We start from the raw sequence: 18,686 nt of genomic DNA, 5'->3' as shown, positions 1-18,686 counted from the left end.
TCTGTTATTTCAATGCCGCATGTCTTTCGACCGTGCCCGGGCGTTTACCCAATCATGCTGTAACCACCAGACACTGAAAGAACCTGCCCGGTGACATGGCCCGCAGCCTTCGCTGAAGACAGGAAGACGACGGCATTGGCAATATCCTGCGGCCGTCCCACCTTGCGCAACGGCAGCGCCTTGGCGACTTTTTCCAGTTGCTCCGGCGTGAACATACTGTCGGCATCAATCCACATGCTGCTTCCGCCCACTTCGTCGGTGGTACTGGGGATAGTGACGCCGGGGCATACCACGTTGCAGCGGATGCCGTAACGCCCGTTTTCCTTGGCGATCGTTTTCATGAAGCTGTTGATGGCAGCCTTGACGCCGCCATACACCGCTTCACGTGGCTCACCTTGCCGACTGGCATCAGAGCTGATGGAGACGATTGAGCCGGCGTTGCGAGGAACCATGACTTCAAGCGCGGTCTTGGTGCAGTTGAGAACGCCGAGGTAGTTGATGTTGATGATCTTTTGCCACAGATCGGGGGTCGTCTGCGTGAAGAACATCAACTGGTCCCAGCCGACGTTGTTGACGAGGACATCGACGCCGCCGAACTTGTCCGAGGCTGCCTTGAACATGGCTTGCACCTGGTCAAGTTGGGTGACATCGGTCTTGACAACCTGCGCCGACGCCGCGCCGCTCGCCAGCGCGAGTTCTGCCGTCTTTTGCGCCTGACTTTCGTCGATGTCGCCGATGGTGATGTTGGCGCCTTCCGCGGCGAAGCCGAGCACGATGCCGCGGCCAATGTTCGAGCCGCCACCCGTGACGATGACCGATTTTCCTTTTAGTTCGAGATCCATACTGATTGCTCCTTGCGCTTTAGGCGCCACATTGGTGAGGATGAAATTATAACTATCTAACGATAGTTAGACAGCGAGCGAGATTTCCTGTGTTGGATGGTGCGCCTGGCAGCTACCACTGCAATCCACTGTGGCATAGGCTGCCACCTGTCGATTCAAGAGAGGGATGAAAATCCGAGAAACAAGATGGGATGGTTCACTATCAGTGCGCAACGCGCCTGACCGTGAACCATCCCAAGGGAAGGCAATTACTGTTTGTTCTTGGCGAACTCGCCAGATTCTTTCTTCACGATGTCCTGGACCACGTCGTCATACGCCGAGAACCAGTCAGTCTGGGGCACCCACTTGGCGCCGTCCCACATGTCGATGCGGGTTTTGCCGCCGCCGCCATGGTCTTTGGCGGTCACCGTCACGGGGGCGATCAGGCCTTCGGCATCAAAGTTTTTCAAGCTTTCCAGTCCGCGCTTCATTTTGTCAGGGTTGAGGGGCCAGCCACTTTGTTTGATGGCTAGGCGAGCGCCTTCGAAAACGCTGGCATAGATGGCCAGACCGGTGTTGTAGTAAACATCGTTGAGATGCTTGCGGTCACCGCTGCCCTTGTTTTTCTCATACAGGTCCTTGATGATCTGCTGCATCAGCGGGTGGCTCTGTCCACCCGTAACGTTGGTGCCGCGCTTGAGGCCTTTTGCGTTTTCCAGACCAATGTTGGCAAGGTCAACTTCGTTGAGCCAATTGACGGAAATGTACTTGTCCATCGGGATGCCGTTGCGCTTCATTTCGCGCGAGGCGACGACGTGCATGCCGGCCAGGTTCCAGCTGATCACCCAGTCGGGGTTGTTGCGGCGGATCTGGGACCAAGCGGCGGCCTGGTCATTGCCCGGCATCGGGTTGGGAACCAACTGCAGGTCAAAGCCCTCTTTGGCCGCAAGTGTCTTCAACACGCCGATCGGTTCCTGCCCGAACGGATAGTCGGGGTAGATGAACGAAATCTTCACGCCCTTGAGATTGTTGTTGGACTTGGTTTTGATGTAGTGGATATTGTTGGCCATTTGACCCCAGTAGGTGGGCCCAATGGGGAAAATCCACTTGAACACATCACCATCGACCGCATCGCCACGACCTACAAAGGATTGCACCATCACATTGCCATCCGCCATGGCGCGCGGCAGAACGGCGCGGGAAACCGGCGTGGACAGGAAATCAAAGGCAACGGCGCCTTCGCGTTTCATCTTTTCGTAGCACTCGATGCCACGCTGCGGCTCGTTGCCATGGTCTTGAACCAGTATCTCGATGGGGTGGCCTTCAATGCCGCCTTTCTGATTCAATACCTTGGCATAGTCATTCGCCGCCTGGGCAATTTGTGGCGTCACAAAGCCGTAGGATTTACTCAGGTCATAACAAAGCGCGAATTTGACGGGCTGGGCTGGTGCCTGCGCCTGCGCGGACTGCAGACCGGCCAGCGCCAATCCCAGGCCAGCAAGAATGGAAAGCAGTTTGATTTTCATGATGATGTTTCCTGTTTAGTTAGTACGGGGTGAAATGCAGTCTGTAGAAGGCACGCCGTACAGTCGTGCCCGAGGCCTGACCGAGGCGTATCGCTACTGCTTCGACTTGGCGAACTCCGCCGATTCCTTCTTGGCGCTTTCCTGGACTACATCGTCGTATGCGGAGAACCAGCCAGTCTCTGGCACCCACTTCGCGCCATCCCACATGTCGATGCGCGTCTTGCCGCCGCCGCCATGGTCCTTGGCCGTCACAGTTACAGGGGCGATGAGGCCGTTAGCGTCGAAGTTGCGCAGGCTCTCCAGCCCGCGCTTCATCTTGTCGGATGTCAGAGGCCAGCCATACTGCTTGATTGCCAGACGCGCGCCTTCGAAAACAGGAGCGTAGGTGGCCAGCCCAGTGTTGTAGAAGATGTCATTGGTATGCTTGCGGTCGCCGTTGCCCTTTCCCTTGTCATACAGATCCTTCAGGATCTGCTGGATCAGCGGGTGCTCCTGACCGCCCACCACATTAGTGCCGCGCTTGATGCCCTTGGCTGCGTCGGCGCCAATGTTCGCGATGTCCACTTCGTTGAACCAATTGACTGCGATGTACTTGTCCATCGGCATGGCGTTGCGTTTCATTTCGCGCGAGGCAACAACGTGCATGTTGCCCAGATTCCAGCTGATGACCCAATCGGGGTTGAAGCGGCGGATCTGGGACCATGCCCCTGACTGATTGTTACCAGGCAGCGGGTTCGGGAACAATTGGAGGTCGAAGCCTTCCTTGGCCGCGAGTGTCTTCAACACGCCGATGGGTTCCAACCCAAACGCGGTGTCCAGGTAAAAGAATGCGATCTTCACCCCCTTCAGGTTGTTGTTCGACTTGGACTTGATGTACTGGATGTTATTGGCTGCTTGGCTCCAATAGGTGGGCCCGATGGGGAATATCCACTTGAACACATCGCCGTCGACTGCATCGCTGCGGCCAGTAAAGGATGAAATCATCACATTGTTGTCCTGCATTGCGCGCGGCAGCAGCGCGCGCCCGACCGGCGTGGAAAAGAAGTCGAAGGTGATCGCACCCTCGCGCTTCATCTTTTCATAGCACTCGATGCCCCGCTGCGGTTCGTTGCCATGGTCTTGAACCAGAATCTCGACCGGATGGCCTTCGATGCCGCCTTTCTGGTTGAGTATCTGCGCATAGTCGCGCGCGGCCTGGGCAACTTGCGGTACGGCGAAGGCGTAAACCTTGCTCAGGTCGTAACATAGCGCAAATTTAATCGGTTCGGTCTGGGCCTGGGCCAGCGCGGGCTGGACATTGGACATCGCCATCCCCACGCCAGCAAGAATTGAAAGCAGTTTGATTTTCATGGTGATGTCTCCTGTTTAGCTAGCACGGGGTGAAATGCAGTCTGTAGTAGGCATGCCGGTCGTGCCCAAGACTTAATGCGAGAGCTCGACGCGATGTGGAGGTGTTCATGCTACGAGAAACTCGTTTCAGGTGAGCCAGCGTTTGCGCCGACTATAGTGTTTGATGTCATGGAAGCTTCGCCCTTCGGTGCCTCCTAGATAGAACTCCTGGATGTCCGGGTTTTTCTTCATGGCTTCTGCGCTGTCATGCATCACCACGCGTCCGTTCTCGATCAGATAGCCATGCGAGACGACCTCTAAAGCTGCAATTGCGTTTTGTTCCACCAGCAGAACGGACAGGCCTTCTTCCTTGTTGATGCGCCGAACAATGTCGAAAATCTCGGCCACCAGAAAAGGCGCGAGACCAAGACTCGGCTCGTCAAGCATCAGCAGCTTGGGTTGCGTCATCAAGGCACGGCCAATGGCCAGCATCTGCTGCTCGCCGCCTGACAGGTAGCCGGACTGCGCGGTGCGCCGCTGATGCAAGCGCGGGAAGTAGCTGTAAACCATATCCTTGTTACGCAGCATGTCTTGGCGGGTGCCACGAACCGCCGAGGCCGCCACCAGGTTTTCGTCAGGCGTCATGTGTTCGAACACACGCCGCCCTTCCAGCACATGCACGATACCGAGCTTGACGCGCTCCTGCGGCGCCAGTGCATCGATGTTCTGACCCAGGAATTGCACCTCACCGCGGGTTACCAGGCCGCGCTCAGGGCGCAGCAGGCCGCTGATCGACTTCAGCGTCGTGCTTTTGCCAGCGCCGTTGGCGCCCAGCAGTGCCACCATGTCGCCTTGCGGCACATCGATCGAAACGCCCTTGATGGCGAGCGATACATGATCGTAGATGACCTCGACATTGTTCAGTGACAATATCAAGGCAGGTTCCGCAGTCTGGTTTTGCATCAGCGTTGGGGTGGAAGTCAAGTTGTCAGTCGCCATGATGTCGTTTTTACTTTCGGGCGTAGCCGAAGGGCCAGACCAGCAGGTAGTTGCGCAGATTGGTGTACATCTTGCCCAGCCCCATAGGCTCAACCAGCAGGAAAATAATGATCAGCGCGCCATAAACCGCATGTGGAATGTGGGCCAGCGTTTCGATCCCGAGCGAGATGCCCAGGAGCTGCGCCAGCCAGCCGATCAGACTGTTCATCAGGCCGGGCATCAACAGAATGAAGGCGGCCCCAAAATAGCTGCCGATGATGCTGCCCAGTCCGCCGACGATCACCATGGCCAGCAACTCGATGGAGACATTGACGGCAAATTGCTCCGGTGTGGCTGCTCGGTAGAAGGTGAAGATCAGGATGGCGCCGCTGATGCCGCCAATGAAGGACGAGGTGGCGAACGCCACCAGCTTGTAATACAGGCTGTGCACGCCAATGACCGCCGCAGCGAAGTCCTTTTCACGCACCGCAATGAGCGCGCGGCCAAGCCCGGTGCGGCGCAAGTTGAGCATGAACACGGTGACGATCAGGCACCAGCCCAGCGCCACGTAATAGAGTCCGGTATCCGAGGTGATGGCCTGGCCGAGCAGGCTGATGTCAGGTGCCTGCAGTGTGGCCTGGGTGCCGCCGCTGATGGCCGGCACGTGGGAGATCACCCAGTCCATGACGAACTGCAGGGCCAGCGTGCTGAGCGCCAGATACAGGCCTTTCACGCGCAGCGCCGCGAAAGCGAAAACGATGCCGATCACAGCGGCCATCACGCCGCCGAGCACCATCGCGATCTCCCAGGGAATGCCGTTGCGTACGCCGTGCACCGCCGTGTAGGCGCCGATGCCCATGATGGCGGCATAGCCGAAGTGGAACTGTCCGGTCCAGCCCAGGATCAGGTTCAAGCCGAGCACGGCCGCAGTCCACACCAGCCACGGTAACAACTGGGTGCTGAGGACGAGCGTGCTCATGGTGAATGGCGCAGTTAACGCAAAGGCCAGCAACAAGCCGATCATCCAGCGATCCGCGGGGAGCGGAAAAAGCGAGCGCGCGTTGGCGTAATTGGTATGGAAAATTCCTGATTGACGAAATAGCATGACCTTCAGATCCTTTCAATGTCGTGGCGCCCGAACAGGCCATGCGGCCGAATCAGGATGGTCAGAATCAGTATTGTGGCAACCACCAGGTCGCGGCTACCACCGCCAACCAAGGGGTCGAGATAGCCAGATGCAACGCCTTCAAGAAGGCCCAGCAGCAAGCCGGCCAGAATGGCGCCGCCGATGCTGTCAAGACCGCCCAAAACGGCGACGGTCAAGCCCTTGAGCAAAAGCAGCGCCAGCGCCTGGCTGACCCCTTGAACCGAGCCCCATAACACGCCGGCCGTGGTGGCCAGAACCGAGGACATGGCCCAGGAAAACGCCACCCCGCGTTCAACCGAAATACCGATCGACCACGATGCGATGTAATCGTCGGAGATGGCGCGCAGGACAATGCCCCTGCGCGTGCGAAAGAAGAACATCAAGACCAAAAACAGCGCGATGGCCATCACGGCGCCCACCACATAAGCCCGACTGAGCAGCACCGGCCCCAGAAACAGCGGGTCGTCGCTGATGCCAATGGACAGCGGAAGGCCAGAGCCGCCCCAGATGGCCATTGTTGTCGCGCGTATAAAGATGTCCAGCCCCAGTGTCATCATCAGGATCATGATGATGGGGCGGCCCGCCAGCCGGCGCAACGCCACCCGCTCGATGCCCATTCCGACAAAGAACATCGTTCCCATGGCCAGCGGGATGGCGACCCACATCGACACGCCCAATCCATTGGCGATGGCCAGCACGACATAGGCACCCAGCATGGTCATCGCACCTTGCGCCAGGTTAGGCACCGAGGATGACTTGTAGATGATCACGATGCCCATGGCGACCAGTGAATACATGAGCCCCGACAGCGCGCCATTGATGGCCAATTCGGCAAACAGTGAAAAATCCATAATTTAAATCTCCTGCACCGAGAGTTGGCGCTCGATGGTGCCGACTTCACCGGATTCATACGTGATCTGCGCCTTCATCGTGACCGTCTGCTGGCCGCCGTAGATCGCATCAATGATGGGCGCATAACGCTCCTCGACCACGTTGCGGCGCAGCTTGCGGGTTCGCGTGACCTCTCCGTCGTCGGGGTCGAACTCCTTGTGTAAGGACACGAAGTGATGCAGTTTCAACCCGTCTGGCAGGATGCTGTTGACGCGCTTGACCGCTGCCGTGACCAGTTCGATCACCTCGGGTTTTTGCGACAGGTCGGCATAGGACATGTAGGAAATGCCCCGTACCTCAGCCCAATGGCCCACCGGCTCCATGTCGATGCAGATGATGGCCGCCAGCGTGTCGCGGCCGCTCCCGAGCACGGCCACATCCTTGATGTACGGACTGAATTTGAGGCGGTTCTCAATGTAGTTCGGAATGTAGCGTTCGCCTTTGGAGGTATACACCACCTCCGACAACCGTCCGAGCACCACCATGTGTCCATCAGGCTCGATATAACCTGCATCGCCCGTGTGCAGCCAGCCGTCCTCAAGTGCTTCACGGGTGGCATTTTCAAGTTTGTAGTAACCGGAAAACACGCTCCCGGAGCGAATCAAGACCTCTCCGTTGTCGCCGATCTTGACTTCCACACCGGGCAGCGGTTTGCCGACCGTGTGCAGGCGTACTTCTTCGGTGTCCTGCAAGGCAGTGAAGGCGCTGCTTTCAGTTTGACCATAAAACTGTCGCAATTTCACGCCCAGTGCGCGGTAAAAAACAAAAGTGTCTTCGCCAATGGCCTCGCCGCCGGTGAAAGCACCTCGCAGGCGGGTGAGGCCAAACTGGTCCTTGATCGGTCCGAAGATCAACCACTCTCCCAGTTGCCGCTTCAGACGCTCTGTCAGGCTGGGCTGTTTTCCCTCGAGCTTGCGTCGTTCGGACGCCAGCGCCGAGTTCATGAAAACATCGTAGAGCCATTTCTTGAGTGGCGTCGAATCCTCCATGCGAACCTGGATGGTGGTCAGCATGTTGTCCCAGCTGCGGGGTGCCGCCAGATAGAAAGTGGGAGCCACCTCGCGCAGGTCGTGCAGCACCGTTTCCTGGCGTTCGGGGATATTGATGGTGAAGTGCAGCGCAACACCGGCGCCGACCGTGATGGCAAAGTCGCCCACCCAGGCCATGGGCAGATAGGCGAGGATGGTCTCGCCAAATGTGAAGGCGCCCCCGCGATGGGCGTTGCGCACCCCCGCGAGGAAATTGCGGTGGCTCAGTACCACGCCCTTCGGCTTGCCCGTGGTCCCCGACGAGTGCACGAACACCGCCGGTCCGTCGGGCAGCGCCCGTTCGATCAAGGCATTTCGCAGTTTCGGCTCGGCACGCAAGCGATCTGCACCGATGGCCTGCAACTTTTCCCACGAAATCAGTCCGGGATTCGAATAGTTGGTCAAGCCGCGTGGCTCGTCGTAAATGATGTTCTTGATCGTTGCACCCTGATCGCCCAGATCAAGCACCTTGTCGACTTGCTCCTGGTCTTCTGCCAGGACAAAGCGGACATGCGTCTCATGCATGAAGTGACGGATTTCGTCGGGTGTTGCAGTAGAGTAGACGGGCATCGCGTAGCCGCCCAGCACGCCGGCCGCGAGCATGCCCATGTAGAGCCGGGGTCGGTTGTCGCCCAGGACCAGCAAGGCATCCTCTGCGCTAAAACCCAGGCTTTCCATGCCGGCCGCGCAGGCGAGCGTGGTATCCAGCATCTGCGACCAGGTGGTCTCCTGCCATATTCCCAGGTGCTTTTCGCGCATGGCCACGCGATTGCCCAGCAACTCGGCGTTGCGAGCCAGAATGTGGATGAGGGTGGTGTCGGTGCCCATATCCCATGTGGTGTTGCTGCCCTCGGCAGCATTGGTTTCAGTGCTTTGCATGCGCACCCCCCAGGTAGGCCTTGATCACACGTTCATCCTTCATCACGTCGGCAGGAATACCGGTTCCGATGGTTTCACCATAGCTGAGCACCATCATGCGGTCGCAGATGCCGGTGATCACATCCATGTGGTGCTCGATCAGCAGCACAGTGACATTGCGCTCGGCACGCGCATCGAGGATAAAACGGGCCATGTATTCCTTTTCCTCCTGGTTCATGCCAGCCATCGGTTCGTCAAGAACCAGAAAGCTGGGTTCGGCCACCAACGCGCGTGCCAGTTCGACGCGCTTTTTCAGTCCGATCGGAATGCTGTCCACCAGCTCGTCGCGCACGCTCTGCAGCTGCAGGAAATCGATAATCTCTTCGACCTTGAGCCGGCTCGCCATCTCATCCTTGCGACCCAGCCACCAGTAGAGGGCGGTTTTTGCCACGCCGGGCTTCATGTGGATGTGACGCCCCAGCAGGATGTTGTCAAGCACGCTCATGCCGTTGAAGAGCGCCAGGTTCTGGAACGTGCGCGCGACGCCCAGAGCTGCGACCTTGTGCGGCGCCATGCCGGTGATGTCGCGGCCATTGAGCCATATGCTGCCGACTTGGGGTGGAAAGAAGCCGGTGATGGCGTTGGTCATGGTCGTCTTGCCGCTGCCGTTGGGGCCAACCAAGCCGAAGATCTCTCCACGCTCAATGCGCAAATTGGCATCCTTCAACGCGACGAGGCCGCCGAATCGCCGCTCCAGCCCTCGGCATTCGAGGGCGGGCACTGCCGCCGCGTTGCTGGCTTTCATCGGAGTTGGCCGCTGCTCTTTGGTATTGATGGTGTTTATCACTGAGGGTGCCTATGACATAGCACGGTCGACCAACTGCCTGTGCACAGCTTGCCGACCCGATTTTCTGTTCTGCATAAAAGTTTTTCATTGTTGCACCTAACATTAGTTAGGTATATGGGGTTTGCCCTAATCTCTGGCACGCGGAGTTCATGTCGCAACGTGTTCTACGATGCTTCCCCGTGCGATCAGGGCATCAATGGCGGCGGCGCCGTAGCCGTGCTCCGTCAGCAGCTCACGCGTATGTTGGCCGAAGCGCGGCGGCGCGCTGTGGGCGCGCCCGGGTGTGCGTGACAGCTTGACCGGGATGCCGATGCCAGGCACACCCTCGACCTGCACCACCATGTCCCGATGCAGGGTGTGGGGGTCCGTCAATACCTGCGGAATGGCCCTGACGGCGCCGGCCGGAATACCGGCGGCCAGTAGGTCACGGCACAGCTGTTCGCCATCCACCTCTTGCAACTGCGCCTCTAGCAAGGCACGCAGTTCGTCGCGATGGCGAAAACGCTCGGCGTTGGTGGCAAAGCGCGGCTCACTGGCCATGTCGTGATGGCCGAGGAACTCGCACAGTTTTTTCCACTGCCCGTTGTTGCCGATGCCCAGGAAGACCTCGCAGGTCCGGGTCGGAAACTTGTCGTAGGGCACGATGTTGGAGTGCGCATTGCCGCTGAGCCTGGGTGTCTGGCCCGACTGCAACCAGTTTGCACTTTGCGGATGCAGCAGCGACACGGCGGTGTCGTACAGCGTGGCCTCGACGAACTGCCCTCGCCCGGAGCGCTGCCGCTCGATCACCGCCAGTAGCACGCCTATCACGGCCGACAGGCCGGTGGTGATGTCGACCACCGGGACACCGACCCGCAGCGGGCCGGTGTCCGGCGTGCCGTTGACGCTCATCAGGCCGCCCAGTGCCTGCGCCACCGCGTCGTAGCCAGGCGCGCCGCCGAGCGGCCCATCGGCGCCGAAGCCGCTGACCCGGCAGTGGATCAGGCGCGGGAAGCGCTCGCGCAGCGTTTGTTCATAGCCGATGCCCCAGCGCTCCAGCGTGCCGATCTTGAAGTTCTCGATCAGCACGTCGGCGTCCGCCAGCAGCTTGAGAACGATCTCGCGCCCTTCGGGCTTGGACAGGTCGATCACGATGTCGCGCTTGTTGCGGTTCAGGCCGTTGTAGTAGGCCGCCGTGCCGTCGTCGGCAAAGGGTGGGCCCCAGGCGCGGGTCTCGTCGCCAGCGGGCGGCTCGACCTTGATGACCTGCGCGCCGTGGTCGGCCAAAATCTGTCCACAGTACGGGCCACCGAGCACGCGTGAGAGGTCAATCACCTTCAGGCCGGCCAGGGCACCAAAGGCGGGCAGGGGAGCGCTGTTACCCATGGTGGCCTGTCAATAGGAGCGCGGCAGGCCCATCACATGCTCCGCGATGTAGTTCAACACCAGCTCGCGGTTCAACGGAGCCGTGCGCAGCAGCCGCACCAGACCGTACAAGTCGTAAATGCCGTATTCCTTGGTGAAACCGTTGCCGCCATGGGTCTGGATGGCCGCGTCAACGGCATGGATGCCGGCTTCGGCACCCGCGTACTTGGCGATGTTGGCAAACTCCCCGGCAGGCAGACCCTGGTCGAAGGCCCAGGCGGCCTTGAGCGCCATCAGCGAGGCCATCTCGATCTCGCTGCGGGCTATCGCGAGCGGGTGCTGAACGCCCTGGTAGGCGCCGATGGGGGTGTTGTTGAACACCTTGCGGTCGTTGGCGTAGGCCACCGCCTTCTTCAAGGCGAAGCGCCCGACACCGGTACACAAGCCAGAGAGGATGATGCGCTCGGGGTTGAGCGTGTCGAACAGGATGTTGAAGCCTTTGCCGACTTCGCCCAGCACATCGGCCTCGGTGAGCTCCACGTTGTCGAAGAACAGTTGCCATTGTGTTTCGGGCACCGGGAAGGCAACTTCAATCAGCGTCTTGCTGATGCCTTTTTTCTTCATGTCGACCATGAAGATGGTGAAGCCGTCGGTTTTCTTTTTCACGTCAGCGCGCGCTGTGGTGCGGGTCACGACCATGGCGTAGTCGGCGCAGTTGGCGTCGGTGATGAAGACCTTCTGGCCGTTGAGCTTGAAGCCGCCCTTGCCGTCGGACTTGGCGATGCTGGTGATCTCGATCGAGTTCGAGCCGGCGTTCGGTTCGGTGATGGCGAAGCAGAACTTGATGTCGCCGGTGCAGCCGCCCGGCAGAAAGCGGCGCTTCATGTCCTCGCTGGCGTGCTTGGCCAGCAGACCCATGGTCATGGTCGGTCCGACCACCAGGTTCAGCAGCGGAATGCCGTTGTTGGCCAGTCCCTCCATGAACAGCAGCATCTCGGTCATGCCCTGGCCGGCACCGCCATAGGCTTCGGGCACCATGATGCCGAGAAAACCGTCGTTGGTGATCTGCTCGTACAACTCGGTGGGGCGTTCGTTCTTGTTGGCGTAGCCGCGCCAGTAATTGTGGTCGAACTGCTTCGAGATACGGTCGCCGTACTCGTAGATCATCCGTTGTTCTTGGGTCAGCGCGAAATCCATGGGGTGTTCTCCTGTGTACTTGGGAAATTCAGGCTCCTTCCCCGAGAGGGAGAAGGAGCGAACTCAATCAGTTCTGGGCCGAGGGGAACTCGGGCGCGCGCTTCTCGCGCACCGAGGCCACGCCCTCCTTGGCGTCTTCGCCCAGGAAGCACAGCATTTCCATCGCCAGCGAGCTCTCGAAGATCGGGCGCGCCACGTTCATCCAGCCGTTGAGCGAGCGCTTGGTGAAGCGGATCGCCTGCTGGCTGCCATTGGCCAGTTTGTTGGCCACGGCCATGGCCTTGTTCATCAGCTCGGCGCGCGGCACGCACAGGCTGACCAGACCGATGCGCTCGGCTTCCTTGCCGTTCACGAACTCGGCCGTCATCAGGTAGTACTTGGCCTTGGCCATGCCGCACAGCAGCGGCCACAGAATGGCTGCGTGGTCGCCGGCGGCGACGCCGATCTTGACATGGCCGTCGGTAATCTTGGCCTCCTCGGCCATGATGCTGATGTCGGCCAGGAAGGCGACTGCCAGACCGGCACCGACGGCCACGCCGTTGATGGCCGAGATGATGGGCTTGTCGCAGGCCATCATGTTGTAGACCACGTCCGAAGCCTCGGTCATGGTGTTGGCGATTTCCTTCGGGTTGCCGACCATGCCGGCCACCCATTCCAGGTCGCCGCCGGCCGAGAAGGCCTGGTCGCCCGCGCCGGTGATGACCGCCACCTTGGTCTTGGCATCGTCAGTGACCACGCCCCAGATCTTGGTCAGCTCCCAGTGCAGCCGGCCATTGGTGGCATTCATGACCTCGGGGCGGTTGATGGTGATGACCAGCACGCCGTTGGGCTTGTGGTCGAACTTGAGGAATTGAAAGTCAGCGTAGTTCATGTTGAGGCTCCTTGAAAAAAATTGAAAACGAAAACGAAAATGAAAGGCAAAGGACGGTCAGCGCAGCTCGGCGCGTCCGTTGTTCAGCACGACGATGTCGCGTTCGACGGCGCGGGCGCGAAAGGAAACGACCTTGCCATCCACCCATAGCTCGGTGCGTATCGTTTCGCCGGGGTAAACGGGTGACGAAAAACGCACATCCAGCGACTGCAGGGCGCTCGGGTCGCCGCCGCAGACGCGCTGGGTGAGTGCCCAGCCGGCGATGCCGTAGGTGGCCAGGCCGTGCAGGATGGGCTGCTTGAAACCAGCGGCGCTTGCCACCGCGGGTTCGGCGTGCAGCGGGTTGTAGTCGCCCGAGAGGCGGTAGATCAGCGCGGCACGCGGCTGGGTGGCGAAATCGTCGCTGTGATCAGGCGCGCGCGTGGGCAGCTCATGCACGGTTTTGACCGGCCCGGCCGGGCCGCCAAAGCCACCGTCGGCGCGGCAGAAGGTGGTCGAGGTCAGCGTGGCCAGCAGTTCGCCGCTGGTGGCGTCCGTCACCGTGCGCTCGGTGTAGATCAGAGCCCCCTTGTCCGGCCCCTTGTCGATGATCTGGCTCACCCGCGTGCGCCCGATCACTTCACCCTCGGGCGGCACCGGCCGGTGCAGGCGCAAGCCCTGTTCGCCATGCACCAGCCGCACCCAGTCAACGCCGGTGGCCGGGTCCTTGAGCCACATGCCGGGATAGCCCAGCACCACCGGCAGAGTGGGCAGCGCCAGCAGGTTCTTTTCATAGACAAAGCGCAGCTCGGTCTCGTTGGTCGGGTCGGTGCCCAGGCCCACGCCCAATGCGTAGAGCATGGTGTCGCGCTGGGTGTAGCGATGGCGAACGTCCTCGAACGGCCATGCCATCAGTTTCTCGTAGTTGATCGCCATGGCAGATGACGTCAGACGGGATCCCAGGAGAACACGATGTTCGAGCTCTCCAGCGGATAGAAGTTCTGCTTCATGGCGGGCAACACGCGCTCGGCGATGGTCTCGGGTGTCCAGCCCTCGGCGGTGTGCATGCCGCGGATCGGGCGCGACTGGCTCATGAGGAAAATCTCGTTGCCGCGCACGGCGAAGATCTGGGCCGTGACGTCGGCTGCAGCATCGCTGGCCAGGAAGGTGGCCATGGGCGCAATCTGCTCGGTACCGAGTTTTTTCAGTTTTTCCACGCGTGCCTGTTGCTCGGGTGTGTCGGTGGGGATGGCGCCGATCATGCGGCTCCAGGCGAACGGCGAGATGCAGTTGGAACGCACGTTGTAGCGTTGCATGTCGCCGGCGATGTGGCGCGACATGGCCACGATGCCCAGCTTGGCAGCGGCGTAGTTGGCCTGGCCCAGGTTGCCGATCAGGCCGGACGTGGAAGTCATGTGCACATAGGCACCCGACTTCTGCGTCTTGAAGTGCGGGGCGGCGGCGCGCGAAGTGAAGAAGCTGCCGTTGAGGTGCACGTCGATGACGGCGCTCCACTCCTCGGGCGACATGTTGAAGAACAGGCGGTCGCGCAGGATGCCGGCGTTATTGACGACGATGTCGATGCGCCCGAAGGTGTCGGCCGCGCATTCGATGATGCGGTTGGCCGTGGGCCAGGTCGAGACGCTGTCGGTGCTGAGAACGGCCTGGCCGCCAGCGGCCTTGATCTCGTTGACCACCTGCTGGCCGTGGCTGGCGTCATTGCCTTCGCCGCCGACCGAGGCGCCGATGTCGTTGACCACCACCTTGGCGCCTTGCGCCGCCATCATCAGTGCGATGTCGCGGCCGATGCCCCGGCCCGCGCCGGTGACCACGGCGACTTTGTCTTGCAGCATGTTGCCCTTGCTCATGAAATGACTCCTGGTTGTTGATATGAAAAATCAGACGGTGGCGGCCGTGCCCAGCAGGGCCGTCACCTGGCTGGAAAGAACGCCGCCGTTGCCGTGGCACAGGGCGATCTCCGCATTCGGCACCTGGCGGTCGCCGGCCTCGGCGCGCAGTTGCTGCACGGCCTCGATCAGCAGGAACATGCCGTACATGCCCGGGTGACAGCACGACAGGCCGCCGCCATTGGTGTTGACCGGCAACGCGCCCCCCGGTGCGATGCGCCCGTTGCGCACGAAAGCGCCGCCTTCGCCCTTGGCGCAAAAGCCCAGGTCTTCGAGGAACAGCAGCGTGTTGATGGTGAAGGCGTCGTACAACTCCAGCACGTCCACGTCCTTCAGGGCCAGCCCGGCCATGGCGAAGGCGCGCGGCCCGGACTCGGCGGCGGCGGTGACCGTCAGGTCGGGCATGGAGCCGATCTGGCGGTGCCAGGTGGCCGCAGCCGCGCCGAGCACATAGACCGGCGGTTTGGGAAAGTCGCGCGCCCGCTCGCTGCGCACCAGCACCAGGGCGCCGCCGCCGTCGGTGACCAGGCAGCAATCGAGCACCGACAGCGGGTCGCTCACCAGACGCGAATCCAGCACCTGCTCGATGCTGAGCGGATCGCGTGCATGGGCCAGCGGATTGAGTTGCGCCCACTGGCGCGCCGCCACCGCGATGTGCGCCAGGTCCTCGCGCGTGGTGCCGTACTGGTGCATGTGGCGAGCGGCCGCCAGCGCGTAGCTGGAGATCGGGTAGCGCGGCTCGTAGGGGGCTTCGTACAAGGGCGTTTCGGCCATCGACTTGAGCTTGCCGAAGCCCGAGCCCTGGTTGCTGCCGTAGCAAATGAGCGCCACTTCGCACTGGCCGGTGTGCAGCGCCATGGCGGCGGTAAGCAGGTGGCTCACATAAGACGAGCCGCCAACCATCGTGGCTTCGCAGAACTTGGGATGGATGCCCAGGTATTCGGCCACCGATAGACCGGCGAGGAAGTGGTAGGACGAGCCGGTGAACAGGCCATCGACATCGGACAGCTTCAAGCCGGCATCGGCCAGCGCGCCGTGCACCGCTTCGCCCAGAATTTCGAGCGCGCTGCGACCGGGGGTCATGGGCACGCCGCCCAGGCTGGCACCCACGATGGCGGCCGCGCCGCGCAGGGGAGATGTGGTGCTCATGGAGGACCTTCGTGCTGCGCACAGCGGTGCGAGCTTGCTTGGGAACGGCCCGACGCGGCGCTCATGGTGTGGCGCCCGCGGGGAAGAAGACCAGCAACTTGCCCTTGGCCGGATCGTCGATCACGCGCGCCTGCACGCGCATGCCGATGCGCACCTGGTCAGGCGCAATGCCATCGATGCGCGACATCAGCCGCGGCCCTTCGGCCAGGTCCACCAGCGCCACGTTGTAGTCGCCACCGGCTTGCGGCTTGCGGCGCACCGTGGTGCTGGAATAGACGCAGCCGACCCCGCTGGGTTCAATCCAGTCGAGCTGGGCCGAGCCGCAATGGGTGCACAGCGCGCGCGGATAAAATACATGCTGGCCGCAGGCCATGCAGTGCTGGATCTGAAAGCGGCCTTGCGCCAGCGCCTGCACGAACTGAGCATCCGGGCCGGGGCCGTCAAATGCCGGATAGCCCGATGCGCTCATGACGGCAGCCTCAGCACGCTGGCAGCCAAGATGTTGCGTTGCACCTCGTTGCTGCCGCCGTAGATGGTGGCTGGGCGCGCGTTGTAGAAGCTGGTCAATGCATCGGTTTTGCCACCGGGCAGGGCGGTGGATCCGGGCGTGCCACCACTCGATCCCATGACATCGACCAGCAGGTCGGCCAGGCGCGAATAGGTTTCGGTGCCGAACAGCTTGAGCATGGAGACATCGGGGCCCAGGGTTTCGCCACGTTTGACCTGCTCGATGAAGCGGCCATAGAGCGCGCCCAGGTCGGCCACGTCCAGCGCCAGCTTGGTGTAGCGGTCCACGAAGCCGGTGTCTTCGAACAGGCCGAGCCGCTGCGCGGCTTCCTGCACGCGCGCCAGCGCGTACTGGCTTTGCTTGGGGCTGCCCAGGAAGATGCGTTCGAAGCCGAGCAGCGCCTTGGCGATGGTCCAGCCCTTGTTGAGCTCGCCCACGATGTTGCTGCGCGGCACGCGCACGTTTTCCAGGAAGACCTCGCAGAAGTCTTCGCTGCCCGCGATGTTGCGGATGGGGCGCACCGTGATGCCCGGCGTTTTCATGTCGGCCAGCAGGAAACTGATGCCTTCCTGCTTCTTGGCCGTTTTGTCGGTGCGCACCAGCAGGAAGATGTGGGTGGCGTCCTGCGCCAGCGTGGTCCAGGTCTTTTGCCCGTTGACGATGAAGTCGTCGCCGTCGACCACCGCTTCGGTGCGCAGGCTGGCCAGGTCGGAGCCCGAATTGGGTTCCGAGTAACCCTGGCACCAGATGTGCTCGCCGGCAATGATTTTGGGCAGGTAGTAGGCGCGCTGGGTCTGGTTGCCGTGGTTGATCAGCAGCGGGCCGACCATGGTGATGCCCATGTCGGGCGCGCGCGCCACGCCCCAGCGCTCCTGCTCTTCGATGAAGATGATGAGTTTCTCGGGGCTCAGGCCCATGCCGCCGTACTGCGTGGGCCAGCTCGGCGCGACCCAGCCTCTTTCCGACAGCTTCAGGTACCAAGGGCCGATTTCGGACCAGCGCAGGCGCCGTTGCGGGTAGCGCCATTCGCTGGGGAAATGTTTTTCAAAAAATTCGCGCAGGGCGGCGCGGAAGCTGGCGTTGTCGAGTGCATTCCAGTCGGTGGCCCTGGAGGCGGTGGTGTTCATGCGTGCTCCTGCGCGGTGGCGTTTTGGGTGAGGTTGGCGTAGCGGCGGCGCTGCTGGGTGCCATTGCCCAGCCAGGCGGACAGCACCAGGGCACGCTGCAGGTACAGACCGATGTCGTTTTCATCAGTGACGCCAATGGCGCCGTGCAGTTGCACCGCTTCGCGCGCCACTTGCAAGCCGGCGTCCGACGCGCGCGACTTGACGCGGCTGGCCATGGCCGAGCGGGCGCTGGCGTCGCCGTCCGGGTCATCGAGCAGGGCCAGGGCCTGGGTCACCACGCTGGCGGTCAGTTCCTGCTGAATCAACAGGTCGACGGCGCGGTGCTGCAGCGACTGGAAGCTGCCGATCGGCTTGCCGAACTGGATCCGCGTGCGCAGGTAGTCTTGCGTCATGGACAGCATGCCGCGCGCCAGGGCCAGCAGTTCAACACTGGTCAATACCAGGGTTTCATCGTAGGCGCGGGTCAGCGCGGCCTCGGCGGCGGCCCCTTCGGCCAGCAGGTGGCTGGCGGGCAGGCGAACGCTGTTCAAGTCGATCTGTGCCGCATAGCTGCCGTCGGCCAGCGACTGGCTCGACAGGGTCAGGCCGGCCGCATCGGCCTGCACCCACACCAGGGCCAGACCTTGGGGGCCGGTGGCGCTGACGATGTAGCCGTCGGCCCCGGCGCCGGGGCGCACATGGCGCTTGCAGCCATTGAGCAGCAGGGCGTCGACCTGGCGCTCCAGCCTGGTCGCCGCCTGGCCCGGCCGGTCTTTCGTGCCGGTGACGTCTTCCTGCCAGGCCACAGCGGGCAGGGTGCGACCCTCGGCGAGCTCGGTCAGCAGACGTGTTGAGAGCTCGTTGGCACCCGCATGGGCCAGCAGCCGACCGGCAAACACCAGCACCGGCACCACCGGTTCCGGCGCGACCTGCGTGGCGAGCGCGGCGACGACCTCGCCCATCTCAGTGAAGCCTTGCGCGTATCCGCCCAGTTGTTCGGGCACCAGCAGCCCGGTCCAACCCTGTTCGGCCAGGGCGCCCCAGAAGCGGCGGTCGTAGCCCGGCATCTGCTGGCGCAGGGCGCGGGCGCGGTTGAGTGGGGATTCTTTGGTGACGAAACTGAGCGCGCTTTCGCGCAGCATGGTCAGTTGTTCAGCGCGTTCGCTGTTGTGGGTGGTGGTCATGATGGGGTGGTTGCTG

17 protein-coding genes are annotated in these 18,686 nt (G+C 61.7%); all 17 read right to left on the bottom strand.

The genetic code is table 11. The annotated features are described in order from the left end of the window. Positions 1–44: 44 nt before the first annotated feature. Complete coding sequence (locus AC0GNO_RS10615; protein ID WP_008905455.1) at positions 45–842, bottom strand: SDR family NAD(P)-dependent oxidoreductase; 798 nt, start codon at positions 840–842, stop codon at positions 45–47. Between the two features lie 248 nt (positions 843–1,090). Beyond that, positions 1,091–2,347 (bottom strand): ABC transporter substrate-binding protein, encoded by a 1,257-nt coding sequence (locus AC0GNO_RS10610; RefSeq protein WP_008905456.1) that lies wholly within the window; start codon positions 2,345–2,347, stop codon positions 1,091–1,093. Between the two features lie 93 nt (positions 2,348–2,440). After that, positions 2,441–3,697 (bottom strand): ABC transporter substrate-binding protein, encoded by a 1,257-nt coding sequence (locus AC0GNO_RS10605; protein ID WP_008905457.1) that lies wholly within the window; start codon positions 3,695–3,697, stop codon positions 2,441–2,443. Between the two features lie 126 nt (positions 3,698–3,823). Further along, positions 3,824–4,675 carry an ABC transporter ATP-binding protein gene (locus tag AC0GNO_RS10600; protein WP_008905458.1) on the bottom strand — a complete coding sequence of 284 codons (852 nt, stop codon included), beginning with the start codon at positions 4,673–4,675 and terminating at the stop codon, positions 3,824–3,826. Between the two features lie 10 nt (positions 4,676–4,685). After that, positions 4,686–5,633 (bottom strand): branched-chain amino acid ABC transporter permease, encoded by a 948-nt coding sequence (locus AC0GNO_RS10595; RefSeq protein ID WP_235501455.1) that lies wholly within the window; start codon positions 5,631–5,633, stop codon positions 4,686–4,688. Positions 5,634–5,764: 131 nt separating this feature from the next. Beyond that, positions 5,765–6,652, bottom strand: a complete 888-nt coding sequence (locus AC0GNO_RS10590; RefSeq protein WP_008905460.1) for a branched-chain amino acid ABC transporter permease — start codon at positions 6,650–6,652, stop codon at positions 5,765–5,767. A 3-nt stretch (positions 6,653–6,655) separates the two neighbouring features. Next, positions 6,656–8,599, bottom strand: coding sequence for an AMP-dependent synthetase/ligase (locus AC0GNO_RS10585; RefSeq protein WP_008905461.1), 1,944 nt, complete (start codon positions 8,597–8,599; stop codon positions 6,656–6,658). Beyond that, a complete protein-coding gene (locus tag AC0GNO_RS10580) occupies positions 8,586–9,383 on the bottom strand; it encodes an ABC transporter ATP-binding protein (RefSeq protein WP_008905462.1) in 798 nt (265 codons plus the stop codon). The genes AC0GNO_RS10585 and AC0GNO_RS10580 overlap by 14 nt, the downstream gene beginning before the upstream one ends. 189 nt (positions 9,384–9,572) lie before the next feature. Then, entirely contained in the window at positions 9,573–10,790 is a 1,218-nt protein-coding gene (locus AC0GNO_RS10575; protein WP_008905463.1) for a CaiB/BaiF CoA transferase family protein, read from the bottom strand. 9 nt (positions 10,791–10,799) lie between these two features. Continuing rightward, positions 10,800–11,966 (bottom strand): acyl-CoA dehydrogenase family protein, encoded by a 1,167-nt coding sequence (locus AC0GNO_RS10570; protein WP_008905464.1) that lies wholly within the window; start codon positions 11,964–11,966, stop codon positions 10,800–10,802. A 67-nt stretch (positions 11,967–12,033) separates the two neighbouring features. Next, entirely contained in the window at positions 12,034–12,837 is an 804-nt protein-coding gene (locus AC0GNO_RS10565) for an enoyl-CoA hydratase/isomerase family protein (RefSeq protein ID WP_008905465.1), read from the bottom strand. 57 nt (positions 12,838–12,894) lie between these two features. Then, entirely contained in the window at positions 12,895–13,752 is an 858-nt protein-coding gene (locus AC0GNO_RS10560) for a MaoC/PaaZ C-terminal domain-containing protein (protein ID WP_008905466.1), read from the bottom strand. 11 nt (positions 13,753–13,763) lie between these two features. Continuing rightward, complete coding sequence (locus AC0GNO_RS10555) at positions 13,764–14,684, bottom strand: SDR family oxidoreductase (protein WP_008905467.1); 921 nt, start codon at positions 14,682–14,684, stop codon at positions 13,764–13,766. A gap of 30 nt (positions 14,685–14,714) precedes the next feature. Then, positions 14,715–15,872: a thiolase gene (locus AC0GNO_RS10550; RefSeq protein WP_008905468.1), complete on the bottom strand. Its 1,158-nt coding sequence runs from the start codon at positions 15,870–15,872 to the stop codon at positions 14,715–14,717. Between the two features lie 61 nt (positions 15,873–15,933). Continuing rightward, positions 15,934–16,341, bottom strand: coding sequence for a Zn-ribbon domain-containing OB-fold protein (locus AC0GNO_RS10545; RefSeq protein WP_008905469.1), 408 nt, complete (start codon positions 16,339–16,341; stop codon positions 15,934–15,936). Then, the gene (locus AC0GNO_RS10540) at positions 16,338–17,507 is read right to left on the bottom strand and encodes an acyl-CoA dehydrogenase family protein (protein WP_008905470.1); all 1,170 of its coding nucleotides are present in this window, start codon (positions 17,505–17,507) and stop codon (positions 16,338–16,340) included. The genes AC0GNO_RS10545 and AC0GNO_RS10540 overlap by 4 nt, the downstream gene beginning before the upstream one ends. After that, positions 17,504–18,670, bottom strand: a complete 1,167-nt coding sequence (locus AC0GNO_RS10535) for an acyl-CoA dehydrogenase family protein (protein WP_034694615.1) — start codon at positions 18,668–18,670, stop codon at positions 17,504–17,506. Before AC0GNO_RS10535 ends, AC0GNO_RS10540 begins: the two co-directional genes overlap by 4 nt. Positions 18,671–18,686 lie beyond the last annotated feature (16 nt).

This window comes from Hydrogenophaga sp. L310 (assembly GCF_055703065.1).
The sequence above is the reverse complement of the archived record's forward strand: the minus strand, read 5'-3'. Positions and strand labels throughout refer to the sequence as shown.

Bases quoted from the DNA above. Each gene is read 5' to 3' on its own strand.
- AC0GNO_RS10610 (WP_008905456.1), bottom strand. From the start codon at position 2,347: ATGAAAATCAAACTGCTTTCCATTCTTGCTGGCCTGGGATTGGCGCTG.
- AC0GNO_RS10585 (WP_008905461.1), bottom strand. From the start codon at position 8,599: ATGCAAAGCACTGAAACCAATGCTGCCGAGGGCAGCAACACCACATGG.
- AC0GNO_RS10555 (WP_008905467.1), bottom strand. From the start codon at position 14,684: ATGAGCAAGGGCAACATGCTGCAAGACAAAGTCGCCGTGGTCACCGGC.
- AC0GNO_RS10540 (WP_008905470.1), bottom strand. From the start codon at position 17,507: ATGAACACCACCGCCTCCAGGGCCACCGACTGGAATGCACTCGACAAC.
- AC0GNO_RS10545 (WP_008905469.1), bottom strand. From the start codon at position 16,341: ATGAGCGCATCGGGCTATCCGGCATTTGACGGCCCCGGCCCGGATGCT.
- AC0GNO_RS10560 (WP_008905466.1), bottom strand. From the start codon at position 13,752: ATGGCGATCAACTACGAGAAACTGATGGCATGGCCGTTCGAGGACGTT.
- AC0GNO_RS10600 (WP_008905458.1), bottom strand. From the start codon at position 4,675: ATGGCGACTGACAACTTGACTTCCACCCCAACGCTGATGCAAAACCAG.
- AC0GNO_RS10575 (WP_008905463.1), bottom strand. From the start codon at position 10,790: ATGGGTAACAGCGCTCCCCTGCCCGCCTTTGGTGCCCTGGCCGGCCTG.
- AC0GNO_RS10580 (WP_008905462.1), bottom strand. From the start codon at position 9,383: ATGAAAGCCAGCAACGCGGCGGCAGTGCCCGCCCTCGAATGCCGAGGG.
- AC0GNO_RS10605 (WP_008905457.1), bottom strand. From the start codon at position 3,697: ATGAAAATCAAACTGCTTTCAATTCTTGCTGGCGTGGGGATGGCGATG.
- AC0GNO_RS10535 (WP_034694615.1), bottom strand. From the start codon at position 18,670: ATGACCACCACCCACAACAGCGAACGCGCTGAACAACTGACCATGCTG.
- AC0GNO_RS10590 (WP_008905460.1), bottom strand. From the start codon at position 6,652: ATGGATTTTTCACTGTTTGCCGAATTGGCCATCAATGGCGCGCTGTCG.
- AC0GNO_RS10570 (WP_008905464.1), bottom strand. From the start codon at position 11,966: ATGGATTTCGCGCTGACCCAAGAACAACGGATGATCTACGAGTACGGC.
- AC0GNO_RS10615 (WP_008905455.1), bottom strand. From the start codon at position 842: ATGGATCTCGAACTAAAAGGAAAATCGGTCATCGTCACGGGTGGCGGC.
- AC0GNO_RS10550 (WP_008905468.1), bottom strand. From the start codon at position 15,872: ATGAGCACCACATCTCCCCTGCGCGGCGCGGCCGCCATCGTGGGTGCC.
- AC0GNO_RS10595 (WP_235501455.1), bottom strand. From the start codon at position 5,633: ATGAGCACGCTCGTCCTCAGCACCCAGTTGTTACCGTGGCTGGTGTGG.
- AC0GNO_RS10565 (WP_008905465.1), bottom strand. From the start codon at position 12,837: ATGAACTACGCTGACTTTCAATTCCTCAAGTTCGACCACAAGCCCAAC.